The sequence below is a fragment of the Virgibacillus sp. GM2-2 genome (genome assembly GCF_055329585.1).
The window spans coordinates 1-14,672 of sequence record NZ_JBUZWC010000010.1 but is presented as its reverse complement, the minus strand read 5'-3'; the positions used below and the strand labels follow the sequence as shown (position 1 = coordinate 14,672).

The 14,672-nt window shown below is 37.6% G+C and carries 17 protein-coding genes; 7 read left to right on the top strand and 10 right to left on the bottom strand.

All coding sequences use genetic code 11. The features are described 5' to 3' along the window. Positions 1–101: 101 nt before the first annotated feature. Both ACY9Z2_RS12440 and ACY9Z2_RS12435 read left to right on the top strand, forming a co-directional pair. Positions 102–1,535 carry a copper resistance CopC/CopD family protein gene (locus tag ACY9Z2_RS12440; protein ID WP_463609974.1) on the top strand — a complete coding sequence of 478 codons (1,434 nt, stop codon included), beginning with the start codon at positions 102–104 and terminating at the stop codon, positions 1,533–1,535. 137 nt (positions 1,536–1,672) lie between these two features. Continuing rightward, complete coding sequence (locus ACY9Z2_RS12435; protein ID WP_463609973.1) at positions 1,673–2,026, top strand: DUF4383 domain-containing protein; 354 nt, start codon at positions 1,673–1,675, stop codon at positions 2,024–2,026. Positions 2,027–2,345: 319 nt separating this feature from the next. On the opposite strand, the gene ACY9Z2_RS12430 is transcribed toward ACY9Z2_RS12435, so the two are convergent. Next, positions 2,346–2,795 (bottom strand): GNAT family N-acetyltransferase, encoded by a 450-nt coding sequence (locus ACY9Z2_RS12430; protein ID WP_463609972.1) that lies wholly within the window; start codon positions 2,793–2,795, stop codon positions 2,346–2,348. Positions 2,796–2,869: 74 nt separating this feature from the next. Here ACY9Z2_RS12430 and ACY9Z2_RS12425 point away from each other — a divergent pair, with 74 nt between their 5' ends. Further along, entirely contained in the window at positions 2,870–3,535 is a 666-nt protein-coding gene (locus ACY9Z2_RS12425) for a haloacid dehalogenase type II (RefSeq protein ID WP_463609971.1), read from the top strand. Between the two features lie 257 nt (positions 3,536–3,792). Here the strand turns inward: ACY9Z2_RS12425 and ACY9Z2_RS12420 are convergent, their stop codons facing one another. Continuing rightward, a complete protein-coding gene (locus ACY9Z2_RS12420; protein ID WP_463609970.1) occupies positions 3,793–4,530 on the bottom strand; it encodes a MerR family transcriptional regulator in 738 nt (245 codons plus the stop codon). Positions 4,531–4,681: 151 nt separating this feature from the next. Next, the gene (locus tag ACY9Z2_RS12415; protein ID WP_463609969.1) at positions 4,682–6,151 is read right to left on the bottom strand and encodes an MDR family MFS transporter; all 1,470 of its coding nucleotides are present in this window, start codon (positions 6,149–6,151) and stop codon (positions 4,682–4,684) included. Between the two features lie 308 nt (positions 6,152–6,459). On the opposite strand from ACY9Z2_RS12415, the gene ACY9Z2_RS12410 reads away from it, so the two are divergent. Beyond that, positions 6,460–6,861 carry a hypothetical protein gene (locus tag ACY9Z2_RS12410; RefSeq protein ID WP_463609968.1) on the top strand — a complete coding sequence of 134 codons (402 nt, stop codon included), beginning with the start codon at positions 6,460–6,462 and terminating at the stop codon, positions 6,859–6,861. Positions 6,862–6,887: 26 nt separating this feature from the next. Further along, entirely contained in the window at positions 6,888–7,073 is a 186-nt protein-coding gene (locus ACY9Z2_RS12405) for a hypothetical protein (protein WP_463609967.1), read from the top strand. Between the two features lie 51 nt (positions 7,074–7,124). Here ACY9Z2_RS12405 and ACY9Z2_RS12400 read toward each other — a convergent pair whose 3' ends face one another. Together ACY9Z2_RS12400 and ACY9Z2_RS12395 are read right to left on the bottom strand one after the other, a co-directional pair. Next, entirely contained in the window at positions 7,125–7,943 is an 819-nt protein-coding gene (locus ACY9Z2_RS12400) for a squalene/phytoene synthase family protein (protein ID WP_463609966.1), read from the bottom strand. A gap of 107 nt (positions 7,944–8,050) precedes the next feature. Next, positions 8,051–8,878: an STAS domain-containing protein gene (locus tag ACY9Z2_RS12395; protein ID WP_463609965.1), complete on the bottom strand. Its 828-nt coding sequence runs from the start codon at positions 8,876–8,878 to the stop codon at positions 8,051–8,053. Between the two features lie 210 nt (positions 8,879–9,088). On the opposite strand from ACY9Z2_RS12395, the gene ACY9Z2_RS12390 reads away from it, so the two are divergent. Beyond that, on the top strand, positions 9,089–10,129 hold the full coding sequence (locus tag ACY9Z2_RS12390; protein WP_463609964.1) for a bifunctional transcriptional activator/DNA repair enzyme AdaA: 1,041 nt from the start codon (positions 9,089–9,091) through the stop codon (positions 10,127–10,129). A 231-nt stretch (positions 10,130–10,360) separates the two neighbouring features. Continuing rightward, on the top strand, positions 10,361–11,494 hold the full coding sequence (locus ACY9Z2_RS12385; RefSeq protein WP_463609963.1) for a zinc-dependent alcohol dehydrogenase: 1,134 nt from the start codon (positions 10,361–10,363) through the stop codon (positions 11,492–11,494). 45 nt (positions 11,495–11,539) lie between these two features. Here the strand turns inward: ACY9Z2_RS12385 and ACY9Z2_RS12380 are convergent, their stop codons facing one another. Genes ACY9Z2_RS12380 through ACY9Z2_RS12360 form a run of 5 tightly spaced genes read right to left on the bottom strand, consistent with a single transcriptional unit; the run spans position 11,540 to position 14,376 of the window. Beyond that, positions 11,540–11,998: a DinB family protein gene (locus ACY9Z2_RS12380; RefSeq protein ID WP_463609962.1), complete on the bottom strand. Its 459-nt coding sequence runs from the start codon at positions 11,996–11,998 to the stop codon at positions 11,540–11,542. Between the two features lie 11 nt (positions 11,999–12,009). Next, a complete protein-coding gene (ytxJ, locus tag ACY9Z2_RS12375) occupies positions 12,010–12,351 on the bottom strand; it encodes a bacillithiol system redox-active protein YtxJ (RefSeq protein ID WP_463609961.1) in 342 nt (113 codons plus the stop codon). 27 nt (positions 12,352–12,378) lie between these two features. Beyond that, complete coding sequence (locus ACY9Z2_RS12370; protein WP_463609960.1) at positions 12,379–12,867, bottom strand: GNAT family N-acetyltransferase; 489 nt, start codon at positions 12,865–12,867, stop codon at positions 12,379–12,381. 4 nt (positions 12,868–12,871) lie between these two features. Continuing rightward, on the bottom strand, positions 12,872–13,981 hold the full coding sequence (locus tag ACY9Z2_RS12365; RefSeq protein WP_463609959.1) for a DUF1648 domain-containing protein: 1,110 nt from the start codon (positions 13,979–13,981) through the stop codon (positions 12,872–12,874). Next, a complete protein-coding gene (locus tag ACY9Z2_RS12360; protein ID WP_463609958.1) occupies positions 13,981–14,376 on the bottom strand; it encodes a GntR family transcriptional regulator in 396 nt (131 codons plus the stop codon). Before ACY9Z2_RS12360 ends, ACY9Z2_RS12365 begins: the two co-directional genes overlap by 1 nt. Positions 14,377–14,672 lie beyond the last annotated feature (296 nt).

Here is a 14,672-nt window from a genome sequence, read left to right as displayed (position 1 = left end):
CATTTGGGTAATAAGTAGGAATACATTCGTTGCGATTAATTTTATTGTACAGTGATCCAAATTGCCATTTACTTCGTTAGCTTTAATGAGGGGGTGCTTCAATGGGAAAAAAATTAAATATCTTATATACCCTGATGTCACTTTTAGTCATTCTCTTTGTGACAATCCCGACTCCTGTTGAAGCACACACCTCATTGGTAAGTGCAACACCGGAGCCGGATAGTGAACTAAAAGAAACGCCAAATAACATTACACTTTCATTCAGTTCTACGATTGCACCTAATTTATCATCGATAACAATCAGTGATGGGCAAGGCAATCAGATTAAAAATACAAATGAGACGATCAGTGACGATCAAAAAAGCATTTTGTTAAAATTACCTGAGCTTGAATCAGGAAGCTACAATGTGAGCTATAAAGTCGTTTCAACAGATGGACACCCGGTAGAAGGAACGTATCAATTCAAATTAACCATTCCTGAACCAATAAAAACAGAAGAGGAACAACCTACACCTGACACAAATGAACAAACAGTACAGGAAGAACAATCTTCTTCCCATCACGAATCTACAACTAAAGATAAGTCAACATCACAAGAAATTTCTAAGACACAGGAGAAATCAGCTTCTAAAACACCTACACAAGTAGATAAGGCAGAAACACAGCATGATCATCCGACATCAACGTATCTTATTCGCTTGCTCTATTACATTAGTATTTTGGCACTTGCAGGCTGGGTCTTTTGGGGAATCGCTTCCTCCATATTGGCATCATCTGCAAAAGCGTCTTATTTAAAAGGATCAAAAATATTAGGATCTTCAGTATTAATCATGCTAATTGGTTATGGTTACCTTCAATTTAATAGTTTAGTAACTGCCATCAATGACTTACAATCACTTTTTTTTGGAACAGCGTTTGGATTTGCGTGGTTACTTATGTTTGTCATAACAATAGTGGGATTTTTCATCCTACATCGCTCACGTATTATAGACGGTTTATGGATGATATCCTTACTAGTTGGTGAAGTATTGGCCGGTCATGCAATTTCCTATGAGCCACTTTTCATTACCACAGCACTTGATATGGTCCATCTCATTGCAGCAACAGTATGGGTCGGCGGATTACTAATTATCATTGCCTTTTGGAAAAATCATCGGGCATTTGTAAAAGAATTCTTACCTTATTTTTCAAAGTATGCCCTAATTAGTATTATTACGCTCACAATTACAGGAAGCATAATGACAATTATCTTTTTACCAGATCTTTGGTTACTTTTTGAAACGCTATGGGGCAGAGTATTGTTACTTAAAATTTTCCTTGTATTACTTGTCGTCATTCTAGCGTCAATCATTAGAAAAACGTGGAGGAAGCAGGATAAGGATGATTCCAAATTAAAAAAACTTATAGAATGGGACTTCAGCTTAATGATAGGGATTGTTTTATTAGTTAGTATTCTGACATTTATTAGTCCAAAGCCAGAATTTAATACTTCTACGAATGAAGTATCGAGTACCGCTACAGAAATGACGAAATAGTTACTGGATTAAATTTCCTGCAACATGGGAATTAATATATAAAAGCAACTTGGGAGAGGAGTGATGACAACTATCAATCTACCGATCATCACCAATGATTATAAAATGTAAAAACAAATCAAAAGGAGGAAATTAAAATGGCTAGAGCGTATGCAAAAGTATTAGGTATTATTTTTATCATCTTAGGAATTGTAGGCTTTTTCTTACCTATGGAAAACATCTTTGATTTAACAGTTGCACACAACATTGTTCATCTACTTTCAGGTGTAATCGCAATAGCGGTGAGTGGAAGCGAAGCAAAAAGTGCAATGTACGCGAAAATCTTTGGTATCGTTTACCTACTAGTAGCAGTACTTGGATTGTTCGTAACGAACATTGCAGGTCTTGTTCTTCTACCGGCAGATAACGTACTGCACTTTATCATTGCATTTGCATCAATTTATGTAGGATTTGCTTCACCAGCAGGTAAGTCACAATCTAAAGCTGCATAAAGTGAAACTTCATTCAGTGAAGGCTTTACTACCCGTTAAGGCGGGATAGATTAGAAAAGCGAAAGTGCCTTGAAAGACACGACAAGCATAAGCAGAACGCTGCAGTGTGGTGGTTTTTACCACACAGAAGTGGACTGCTTATGTCTCGAGTGTCTAGGCACTGGAGCTGGACAGATTTTATACATTCTTATCTTTTTAGAAAAACTCGGCATTCACCTCGTCCTCAATAGCGAGTGCCGAAGTTTTTCTTATAAGGTCCACCATAACTTATACTTTTTAACGTTATAAAAAAACAGGCTTAATTTGGGCCTGTTTTTTATCATTTCTTCTCCATCAAAACAATATATACGTCTTCCGCCACTTCTTGTTTTTGAACGACCTTAAACCCAAAGCGTTCATACAATGCAATTGCTGGAGTATTCTTCTCACCTGTACTTACAATGAATTTTTCCAACTTGGCATATTTATTCATTACGTATTCCATTAATGAACTAGCAATTCCTTTCCTAAAGTGATCAGGATGAACGACTAGCCTGCAAATATCCATTATATTATTTTCGATTGTATAGGAAATAAATCCGGCTAGCCTATCTTCCGTTTTGTAGCCAATAAACGTTTCTCCGCAATCCATGATTGAACTAACAGTATCCTTTAATTGTGGGATCCCATCAAAGTCAATTATTTCTGCCTCCACTTGGTATGCCAACAATTGCACCTCTAAAATATCCTCGACTACTTTAACGGCATGTAAATTTAGCTTCTGAATCATACGTAGCTCTCCTTGTTTTACTTCATCAATCTAAGGTTATAGTAATAGGAATAAAATGAAAAGGAGTTTTCATTGTGAATTCAACAATAAATGCATTTGTATTCGATGCTTATGGAACACTGTTCGATGTGCATTCTGTTATTGAAAAATGCAACGAATTATTTCCTGGAAATGGAAAAGACATTAGTCAAACCTGGCGTAAAAAACAACTAGAATATGCAAACTTGCGAGAAATCATGGGTAACTATGATACTTTTTCCTCAATAACGAGAGATGCGTTGTACTATACTGTTGCAAATCATGGTTTAACGCTCAATAGTGAATCTGCAGAGGAGTTGTTAAAAGCTTATACACAGCTTGCGGTTTTTGAAGAAGTAGAAAATGTACTCGATCAACTTTCACATAAGCAACTTGCTGTATTTTCAAACGGTTCACACGACATGCTTGATCCACTAATCGAGCATTCCATACTTCATAATAATTTTGAAAAGATTATTAGTGCCGATGAAATTAAACACTTTAAGCCTGCGCCTAGATCCTACGAATATGCTGCAAAAAAGTTAAATGTGAAACCTGATGAGATATTGTTCATGTCCTCGAACGGATGGGATATTTCAGGTGCAAAAAATTACGGATTTCATACCGCATGGATAAATCGTCAACAATTACCAATAGAAGGTCTACAATTGCCACCAGATAAAGTTTACAATGATTTAAGCGGAATTCTTGAGTGTAAATAAAGAATGAGATGAGGCTGGGAAATATCTAGTCCTATCATTAAATGACGAACAATGATCTATATTAGCTCCGGAAATATACATAGACTCCTGCGGGAGGAATGGCATCGGAGAGACCCCGGAGTGCGAAGCACGAGGAGGCTCACCAGCCACCCGCGGAAAGCGAAGTATATTTCCGGAGCGGTTTTTTTACACCATTTTAAATTATAGTTCGGATTCTCTTTGATAAAATTACTTTTATCCCAACCTCACCTCTTGTCTTATTTATTACGATCAGCGTAAACAGCCATTGCATCACGCATAAATATCGCGAGTCCCTCACCAAATTTATCAATATTTTTTGTGAAACGGTTATCATCCACATACATTTGCCCTAATCCTTTAAAAGCTTCAAGCGAGTAATTACCCATTTTGTTTAAATAAACGAACCATTTTTCAATTCCATCCTGAGCTTCCTCGGATTCTGGAGATTTGTGACGTAATGATGCTAAATTTTTATATATCGCGTTAAATTCATCACCAAGCGCTTGTTGTTCCGTCTTGGACATTTTGCTGAGCTTTTCATTAGATTCATCAACTGCTTTATCGCCCCAACGTTCCCGCGCCTCTTGCTCGTAAGGATTATGGGTAAAGTCAAAGCCTTCAAATTTTTCTTGACTACTCATGGTTATTTCTCCTTTCGTATTCTGTATTGTCTTATCAATTAAGGTAATCATGTCATCCATTCTCCGACGTTTTTCAAGTAACATATTTCGTTGCACCTCTAATGCCTCGTTTCGATCAAAACTAGGACTATCCATAATTTCCTTAATCTTTTTCAAAGGGAAGCCAAGTTCTTTAAAAAATAAAATTTGTTGTAAAGTAGCCAAATTCTCTTCAGAATAAATCCGATATCCTGACTCAGTCGTTTCTTCAGGAGTTAACAGACCAATTTCATCATAATGATGTAGTGTGCGCACACTAATTCCTACGATGTTGGCAACTTCTTTTACTTTCATTGCTTATTACCTCCCTTCATGTATCACTATAAAATATCACGTAACGTGAGAGTCAATAGAGGAATTGATTTTTTCATAATTTTTTTGTTCCTTTATTTTCTTACTATAGTAATTCAACAAAACAGCCAAAAAATAAAACCCACTAATATAATTAATGAGTTTCACTTTTTTCTTCATTTATTGGTTCAGCACGGTAGACAAATAGGGATAAAATAAACGCGAGTATCATAAAGCCAAGTGCAATATAATACACAAGCTCAACTCCTGAAACCATTGCTTTGCTTATCGTAATAGGATCATCAGGTGTTGCTGCTTTATCCAATATACTGTTTTTTCGTGCATTCATAATGCTGATAAATGCAGACACACCAATTGCTCCTGCCACTGGTTGCAGTGTTGTCATCACCGCTGTCCCATGTGGATATAAATGCTTAGGTAACTGATTAAGACCATTTGTTTCAGCAGGCATCATGATTGCTGAAATAGAAATCATTAATACGATGTAACTTGCAATAATTACCCATACTGGTGTCTGCATATCTAATCCGGTCAATACAAACATAACTCCACATAACAAGATACTAGCAGGTATCATTAACAATCGCGGTCCTACTCTATCAAATAAATTTCCCATTACAGGCGAAAGTAATCCATTCAATAAACTCCCTGGCAACAACACTAATCCAGCAGTAGCAGCAGTTAACGCAAGTGGCCCTTGCATATAAATTGGTAAAATAATCTCTGAAGCGAACATTCCCATTATGATAATGAGAAACATCAGCACCCCAAGTGTGTACATAGGATACTTAAACACGCGGAGATCCATTAAAGGTTCTTTCAACTTAAACTGTCTTAGAGAAAATAGTACTACGGATATACAACCGATTACGATTGGGATATAAGCAACTGGGCTTAAGAATCCACTTTCTTCCCCACCTGCTGAACTAAATCCGTAAACAATTCCACCAAATCCGATGGTAGAATAAATAATCGATATTACATCTATTTTCGGTTTTGTAACCTCTGACACGTTAGTCAAATAACGATATGCAAACGCTACAGAAAATACAGCGAAAGGAATAACGGTTATAAATAGATAGCGCCATCCGAGATGCTGCACGATAACACCTGATAAAGTTGGACCAATTGCCGGTGCAAACATAATAACGAGACCAACAATCCCCATCACCGTCCCTCGTCGTTTCGGCGGATAAATAAGTAAAAACGTATTAAATATTATCGGAATCAACAGTCCTGTACCTGCCGCCTGCAAAAAACGACCAGCTAATAAAATAGGGAATGTCGGTGCAATCGCACAAATTGTTGTCCCGATTGTGAATACCGTCATTGTTCCTAAAAATAACTGTCTTGTTGTAAACCACTGCATTAAGACAGCTGACGTCGGAATGATTATCCCCATCACGAGCATGAAACCAGTTGCCATCCATTGCACAGTCGTTACCGTTATATCAAATTCTTCCATTAAAGTTGTCAGTGCCACGTTTAATAAGGTCTCGTTTAAAATAGCAAAAAATGCTCCAATAATTAACGAAAGCATGATCGGCATAACTTTACTATTTGGATCATCCGCTAAATATTCATATTTCTTTTTTTCGTCCATGAAGTAAATCTCCTTTTAGTAAACTCAAATTTTGTTCAAAGGTACTCGTTATGTAACTCCTTTTTATTCATGATAAGACCCTTCTTTTATAGTTTTCCATTGGTTCATACGATTAGTCTGAAGAAAAGGTTTCCACACGCTATTCCCTTTTCTAAAATTTTTAGACACTCTCCATTCCCAATCCATTATATAGTCTCATTAGTATAACATTGGTTTTGATATAAACATCTATGAATTCTCAAAAATTAATCCCACTCTAGACAGATCACCATATAATACTATGAAGGTTCTTAAAGGAGGAATAAAGATTGAAGCGTAATAATCGTTCACACGATGATGAAAGACAGTTCAACATCCCAGATTTCATTTCAGACTATCTCCCTGGATTTCCAGGTGGTGGCTTACCAGGACCGGGCCCAGGTCAACCTGGAATTCCATCACCAGGTGGCGGACCAACCGTTGGCGCACCGACTACTCCACCACCAGCATTCATCCCTACCCAACAGCAATTCACAACACAAGCTGTTGACCCTGGTGCTATCCGCGGCTGTCTATATCGATTCACGTATATATGGTTAAACTGGGATTCATTTTGGTTTTTTCCAGTGTTTGTTGGTTGGCGATCCATATCAGGTTTTAGATGGACCGGCTATCGATGGGTATACTACGGAGTTGATTTAGACCGAGTTGAATCGTTTCAGTGTTATTAACGTTTTTCGGAAAGGAGGAATAATAAATGAGGGAACATGTTTGGCTATATCTAGCTTGTATTTTAGCAGGCTTTGCATTAGCTAATATTCCTACTTCATCAGTTATTACAGTAGGTATTGCAACCTTTTTCCAAATAATTGGTGGATTAGCTGTCATTGTCTTTAGTCTAGTTTTACTTTACCTTGGCGTTAAAGCATTACTTGGAAAATAAAATTCCGAATAAAGCACAGCTCCATCGAAAGAGCTGTGCTTTTGATCATTACTATTCATTTCTAATTTCTTCAACAATTGTTTCGACTTCGTTTCTAGATATTTTCTCACGACCGCTCTTCAAAGCCTTAAGCGTACGTTTTGCTAAAGCCAATGGAATTCTGCAAAACAACTTGATATTGCGCGTTTTAATATCTTTCATATATTCATCAGCAAGCTGAAGATTTTTTTCCGTGTACACAAACAAATCCTCTGTTGTCCAATTATCTGGAATAAAACTTACTCCACGTTCTTTGTCTTCTTGCTGATTGCGTAAAATATTCACTGTTTGCAGTCCACGACCGTAAGCGATAGCAAGGTCACGGTCAGTCTTCGTTCCATCATACCATTCCCAAATATCGGAAAGCATTACTCCAACCAAACCTGCTACATAGTATGTATAATTATTCAGGTCTTCTTTCGTTTCGATTCGCCATTCTTTCTCTACCCACTTGGCCATTCCCTCTGCCATTTCGCTAGTTGACGCCTTAATTTTTTCGACTATTTCTTCAGGGCAGAATTCAATCCAGTCCCCTAGTCTAATTGTCACTTCAGGTAAAAGTTCTTTATAGGGTTCTATTAGCTCGAGGTATGCTTGGTTATCGAATTCTTTTTTCAGCAATTCACTAGTTGACTGTAATAAGCTTCGTTTCACTTCTAATTCCAGCATTTCATGATCTTCAATCTCATCAATCGCACGCATACATAAATATGCTGATCCTACTGTTTCCTTCAGCTTAGGTTTTAATAGGCTTATTGGTATGTAAAAAGTTCTACTTGTTAGCTTTAATATGTGCATTGCATCCTTCTGCAAATTTGTTCCGTTTCTCAACATTTATCCTCCTTCGTAGAGTACGAGGTATAGTTAAGTATAACAAAAATTTATATAAAAGTGGTACCTGATACTTTTTCTAAAAAACTGAAAAAGTACCAGATACCTTATTTAATCATATTTTCTGATTTCATATGCATGGATAATGCTTGCTGCATCGTACTATATGTTTTTACTTCTGAAAAGTTTATTCCTAATGTTACCATCGTTTGTGCAACCTCTGGACGGATACCAGCCAAAACTGCTTTTACACCTACGAGTTCAAGCGACTGTAGAATTTTAAAGATGTAGTGAGCAACCATCGTGTCGACTACAGAAACACCAGATAAGTCGATAAATAAATGCGTTAAATCCTGTTGAGCGGATTCCTGTAATGCTGTTTGGAGTAAGACGTCTGCACGGTCAGTATCAATGCCACCAATAATCGGCAAGACGGCAATACCGGCAAGAATTGGAACCACTGGTGCTGATAGAGACAGAAAATTTTCTTGTGCTTTATCTAATACTTCTTTATATGATTTAACATAAGCTGTACTATATGCGTATACTGCCTGGTCTAAGATTGGATCAATGTTTCGTGCTACCTCAAAAACAACATCAATTGATAGATTGTTATCTTGTACAATTTCCTCTATCTTCTTCCACATAATTTGGCGAATAGCAGAAGTACTCTTAAGTGAGTCATCCAAAGCTACACCATAAGCAATCGCCTGTTCACCAGTTAGTTTACCCCATTCAGTTATGCGGTCCATGACTTCCTGTTTATCTAATCTAAAAGAGTCTGCAATGATATGTACTATCTCAGCGCGAATTTCTAACGCCTGTTCGGTATCATTATCCCGATCTGAAGCCATTTCCCGTGCAATATCATATTTCCTGTCTTCAATCCTATTTCCAATCAATGTTACTTCTTCTGATAATGAGTTATTTTTCAAAACTACCACAACTCCATCTACACATTTAATCTATCCACATTAGTGAATAAGGTATAACTATCCATGAATATTATACTATGAATGGATTCCCCCTGTCACTCACAACTAAAACACAATTCCACTAAAAAAAATTGATGCCTGATTTTCGGTGACGGTAATTTTGTTAATCATTTATACTAGAAAAAACGCATGTGACGAAAGGATGAAAAAATGATTACCAAAAACCAAGAAGAATTCTATCAAGCTTTGTTACATCGAGACTCAGAATACGAAGGTACATTTTACGCGGGAATTAAAACAACCGGTGTATTCTGCCGACCAACATGTCCAGCTAGAAAGCCTAAATTTGAGAACTGTGAGTTTTTTGAAACTGCTCAAGAAGCCTTACTTGCATCCTATCGCCCGTGCAAAAGATGTCAGCCTTTATCTCACCCTAACCAGGTTTCTGAAATTGTACAAAAACTAGTGAATGCAGTTGAAGCGAATCCCGAAAAAAGATGGAAGGAGAAGGACTTTCAAGAACTATCGATCGATGAATCAACCGCACGTCGACATTTCAAAAAACGATTTGGCATGACATTTGTGGAATATGCTAGAGCAAGACGAATGGGAATCGCGATGAAACTAATACGCTCCGGGGAATCTGTAATAGATACACAACTCTCAACAGGATACGAATCGGACAGCGGTTTTAGAGATGCATTTTCGCGTATTATGGGAGCTGCATCCACCAAATCATCCACTAATAATGTTCTAAAAGCTCACTGGTTAGATACACAGCTCGGATCAATGCTAGCGATTGCTGATGACGATTTTTTATATTTATTAGAGTTTGTCGATCGAAGGGGGCTAGAAAGAGAAATTGAACGGTTGCGGGAGCGCACGAAATCAATAATCATTCCTGGCATGACAACTCCAATTGAGTCTATTGAAAAAGAATTAACACTCTACTTTGATGGCAACTTAACAGCATTTCGTACCCCATTGTATTTCCTTGGCACTCCTTTTCAAAAGCGTGTTTGGGAAATGTTAATGAAAATTCCATACGGTGAAACGAGATCCTATTCGGAACTTGCCCATACAATTGAAAACCCTTCTGCATTCCGGGCTGTAGCACGGGCGAACGGAGCCAATCAACTTGCTATTGTAATTCCATGTCACAGGGTGATCAATTCAAATGGCGAGCTAGCAGGTTATGGTGGGGGGATAGCTCGGAAAAAATGGTTACTAAATCATGAAAAATTAACTTAAGAAAAGCGCAAACGCCTTGAAAGACACGACAAGCATAAGCAGAACACTGCAGTGTGGTGGTTTTTACCACACGAAAGTGGACTGCTTATGTCTTGAGTGTCTAGGCGCTGGAACTGGACAGATTTTATACTTTATTATCTTTTAATAAATAAATCACTGATTCTTTTCTACGTTTAGAATAATAGATTACTGGAAATATGTTACTAACCTCTAGAAAAGGAAGTGAGATAGATGAAAGCTGTTACGTTTCAAGGGAAAGAAAAAATGGAGACGAAACAAGTCGATACTCCTTCTATTACAGAGAAGAACGATATGATTGTCAAAATAACAGCAAGTGGGATATGTGGTTCTGACCTACATCTCTATCATGGGGGAATTGAACCAGAAGAAGATTATGTAGTCGGACACGAACCAATGGGAATTGTAGAAGAAGTTGGACCTGAAGTAAAGCATTTAAAGAAAGGCGATCGAGTAGTAATTCCATTTAATATAGGGTGCGGAGAATGTTACTTTTGCAAAAATCAAATGGAAAGCCAATGTGATGTATCAAATCCACATGGAGAAGTCGGTGGTTTATTTGGATTCACCGAAATGTTTGGTAATTTCCCAGGTGGTCAAGCTGAATACCTACGCGTTCCGTATGCAGATTTTACATCCTTTAAAGTGCCTGAAACAAGTAATTTAGATGACGAAAGTGTTCTTTTTCTATCCGATGTAATTCCAACAGCCTATTGGAGTGTAGAACATAGTGGTATGAAAGAGGGAGACACAGTAGTAATCCTCGGTAGTGGCCCAATAGGATTAATGGCGCAAAAATTTGCCAAGCTAAAAGGGGCTAATAGAGTTATTACAGTTGATCAAGTCGACCACCGTCTAGAACACGCTAAACGTACGAACAATACGGAAATATATGACTTTAAAACAAATGAAGATATTGGTGCATTATTACATGAGGAAACAAAAGGTGGCGCTGACGTTGTAATTGATTGTGTAGGTATGGACGGCACAGTGCCACCAAACGAAACTTTTGGTTCTGAATTTGATAACCAGTTTGGAACGATTAGTCCGATTAAAACCGCCTCACAGGCTGTCCGTAAATTTGGAACAGTCCAACTCACTGGGGTATACGGTACGGAGGCTAATAGATTTCCAATAGGAGATTTCTTTAGCCGTAATGTTTCCATCCAAATGGGACAAGCACCAGTAATTCATTTAATGCCAAAGCTATACGATATGATAGAAAACAACAAGTTTGATCCAACAGACATTATTACACATCGCTTTTCACTAGATGATGCGGCAAAAGGATATGAAATTTTTGATAAAAAAGATGACGGAAATATAAAAGTAATAGTAAAGCCATAAACGAAACAAGATCCGCACGTAATACCTATGTGCGGATCAAAATTCTTAGTGTATGGAAGCCTCTACCTGCTTCTTATGATGCAAATCGTGCTCAGCCAATCCATCAAAATAATCAAATAAACTAAGTTCGCTTGAACCAATCTTAATATCCTTTGACCATAGCTCATCTTTAATCTCCGTAATGCCTTTTACCAACTGTTTCCTTGTTTCAACAAAAACATCAATCGTTGCCCCTTGATTATCTGCCCTACCTTTTTTTGCCGATTCCTTATTAAATACCTCGGCATCGCTTGGTCCTTTTGGCAATGCTTGATCTGTGCCAAAGTACGGTATTCGCTTCTCCAAAATAAATTCATCCCAAGGCACAAAATGACGAATAATTTCAGCTGGACTCCACTTACCTTCCGCAATTGGACGAAACCATTTCTCATCAGAAACCTCTCTTAACGATTCAGCCCAATCAAGCATTGCTTGGTGATGGCGAATTATTTTTTCCTTTTGCATCGACATTCCCCCTAATCTAACTGCTTCAAGCTATTTCTCAGGCTATCAAACGTAATTTTCGAATGGGACTCATGCCACAAGACTTCCTGACCTGCAATAAGAAAAGCTTGTGGGGATTCATGTTTGACATCAGTTACCGCTGCAATGTGATTGGAAACGTCTCTACTCTCAATAACTTTAACTAGATAACATTCGACTTCTTTTTGTACTTCTGCTAAAAATGTATTATATTCATCGAATGCACCAGCACTAATCGGACATGTCGTACTATGTTTGAATAAGATAATTGGTTTTGATTTCTCCCACACTTGATCGAATTCTTCTTTTGTTTCAAGTTCATATAATGCAACCATTATCGTTCCTCCTTTTTGTTTTAGCCATTATACCCCAACAATTTCACTCCTACGCTCCATCTGCACGACATCTCGCCATACTCCATCCATCAAGCCGATCCGTACCTGTGTACCTAATATGGTGAATCCAAACTTTTCATGTAAAGCAATACTTGCCTTATTTTCCGGAAAAATGCCTGATTTCAACGTCCAAAATCCATGGTTTTCACTTTCCACAATGATAGCTTGTAGCAATTTACTTCCTAAACCTTCCCCAACACAATTAAGACGCAAATAAATACTTACTTCTGCCACGCCCTTATATACCTCCCGGTTAGAGGTTGGACTTAAGGCAGCCCAGCCTAATACACGCTCTCCATCACGTACGACTAACCGACACGACGAAACGTGGTCACGATCCCATTCCTCCCAAGTTGGAGGCTTCGTTTCAAACGTAGCATTTTTTGTGTCGATGCCTTCTTGAAATATTGCTAATACTTGTTCTGCATCTTTTTCTCGCATGTTGTCTATTATCATCCTGTTATACTCCTAACAATATCGGTATACCCACTGCTCCTGCAATGATTACGATTATAATAACCCATGACAATGGATGTGCCCAGTTATTTGTCCAACCAACCCCAAATCGTTTTTCTAAAAATATGGATGGATCATTCTTATTAAAATAAAACATACCTAGTTTCCAGTAACGATCATCGTCACGGTCAATGACATTTCCTTTTTCATCCGCGGTTCCCATCTTCACACGGCTACCACCCTGACCGGTTGTAATCGATAAAATAATCGCCCCGATGGTGACCCCAATTCCAAATACAATCGGCACGATAACTAATACCTGCTGATTAATAGGAAAAATAAACGAAAGCTGTGTCAATGTAAGTAGAAGCGTTAACGCTATACCGGTAATAATGATATATGCGGACCATCTACGTCTAAATATCACATTTCTCCGCATTGAATCTTTAGGGTTATCTGCATTCACTTGTTGTTTTGATTTTCCTATGACTGTATTGACAAAAAGAAATAAAAGCGCTAGATACACTTGCATAATTGGCATAACGAGTAATGTCCGATACGATTTGTCAGCCCAATTTGTAACGTTCCCTTCAAAATCAAACTGCATCGGGATTCGATCCGGTATTCGATCATACAATCGAAATGTAAGAAAGATAGTTGCAAAAGCTATAATAAATGAAACGATAAACCATAAATTTGAATGTGTGAGCTTTTGTTTGCGAAATGCTGTATCAATTACTACCATTTGTGACTTTTTCTCTGACCAATTATTCTCCGACTTTAACTGATTCATTTTATGATGGAATGAAAGATAAATAAAAAAATTTGCGATAATAAATATACCAATCAATACGGATAAATAAATACTCATTGTTTCCGCATTTTCAAAATAGACGCCCATCATGAGAAAAACAATCGCTACAATGCCACTTAATATTCCTGTTATAACAACATACTTTTTCCGCATCACTTGTAATATATTGCTGTGGTAAACCTCCTCCGGTATCGAAACACCAAAACTTTCCGTCTTGCGTGTCCAATACGGGATAAACATAAGTGAAATAAACCCCGGAATCATGATAACTAACAGCAAAAAAATCATCATTGCATTCATTATTCTCCACCTTCTCCCTCGCTAAATTCAGCAAAAATCCCTCTACAAAGATCCAGAAACTCTTCTTCACTTACATCACGACAGACCGATTCCGCAATTAGTGGATGTAATGTATGCTTAAGTTGACTAATATATGCTTCATCCGCTTCAGGTACTCCATCAGGATTGACAACTACTCCCTTTTGTCGATGAATTAATATAAACCCTTCTTGTTTCAACTGTTGATAAGCTTTATTTACTGTATGAAGATTTATTCCAATATCTGCTGCAAGTGATCGGACGGACGGTAATCCTTCTCCAGGCAAAATTTCTTTCTTAGCTATCCCTGCTATAATTTGATTTTTTAATTGTGTGTAAATCGGTGCTGTCGCTTCTAAATCAAGGTTAATATACACATTGAACCACCTTCTTCTTTCATTTGTATAACTGTTATATTAATTGTATAACAGTTATTACATAATTGCAAGTCGAATAATTTAAACAATCTAATTGTGTTAATTCATAGTTTTCTGGTATGATTACTATAATTTAATAGTAAATGTCTTATTATTCGTAATTCTAATTTGGTGCATTTGACTTCGCATTTGAAGTAAAAAGCGCACTAATGAAAATTCATGTTTATGGTAACAGCAACACTGATTTCCGCTGCGGACAGTCGCTTTCCGCGGGCGGCTGGTGAGCCTCCTCGTGC

Coding starts and splice junctions, on each gene's coding strand:
- ACY9Z2_RS12440 (WP_463609974.1), top strand. CDS start 102: ATGGGAAAAAAATTAAATATCTTATATACCCTGATGTCACTTTTAGTC.
- ACY9Z2_RS12435 (WP_463609973.1), top strand. CDS start 1,673: ATGGCTAGAGCGTATGCAAAAGTATTAGGTATTATTTTTATCATCTTA.
- ACY9Z2_RS12430 (WP_463609972.1), bottom strand. CDS start 2,795: ATGATTCAGAAGCTAAATTTACATGCCGTTAAAGTAGTCGAGGATATT.
- ACY9Z2_RS12420 (WP_463609970.1), bottom strand. CDS start 4,530: ATGAAAGTAAAAGAAGTTGCCAACATCGTAGGAATTAGTGTGCGCACA.
- ACY9Z2_RS12415 (WP_463609969.1), bottom strand. CDS start 6,151: ATGGACGAAAAAAAGAAATATGAATATTTAGCGGATGATCCAAATAGT.
- ACY9Z2_RS12405 (WP_463609967.1), top strand. CDS start 6,888: ATGAGGGAACATGTTTGGCTATATCTAGCTTGTATTTTAGCAGGCTTT.
- ACY9Z2_RS12390 (WP_463609964.1), top strand. CDS start 9,089: ATGATTACCAAAAACCAAGAAGAATTCTATCAAGCTTTGTTACATCGA.
- ACY9Z2_RS12385 (WP_463609963.1), top strand. CDS start 10,361: ATGAAAGCTGTTACGTTTCAAGGGAAAGAAAAAATGGAGACGAAACAA.
- ACY9Z2_RS12380 (WP_463609962.1), bottom strand. CDS start 11,998: ATGCAAAAGGAAAAAATAATTCGCCATCACCAAGCAATGCTTGATTGG.
- ytxJ (WP_463609961.1), bottom strand. CDS start 12,351: ATGGTTGCATTATATGAACTTGAAACAAAAGAAGAATTCGATCAAGTG.
- ACY9Z2_RS12370 (WP_463609960.1), bottom strand. CDS start 12,867: ATGATAATAGACAACATGCGAGAAAAAGATGCAGAACAAGTATTAGCA.
- ACY9Z2_RS12365 (WP_463609959.1), bottom strand. CDS start 13,981: ATGAATGCAATGATGATTTTTTTGCTGTTAGTTATCATGATTCCGGGG.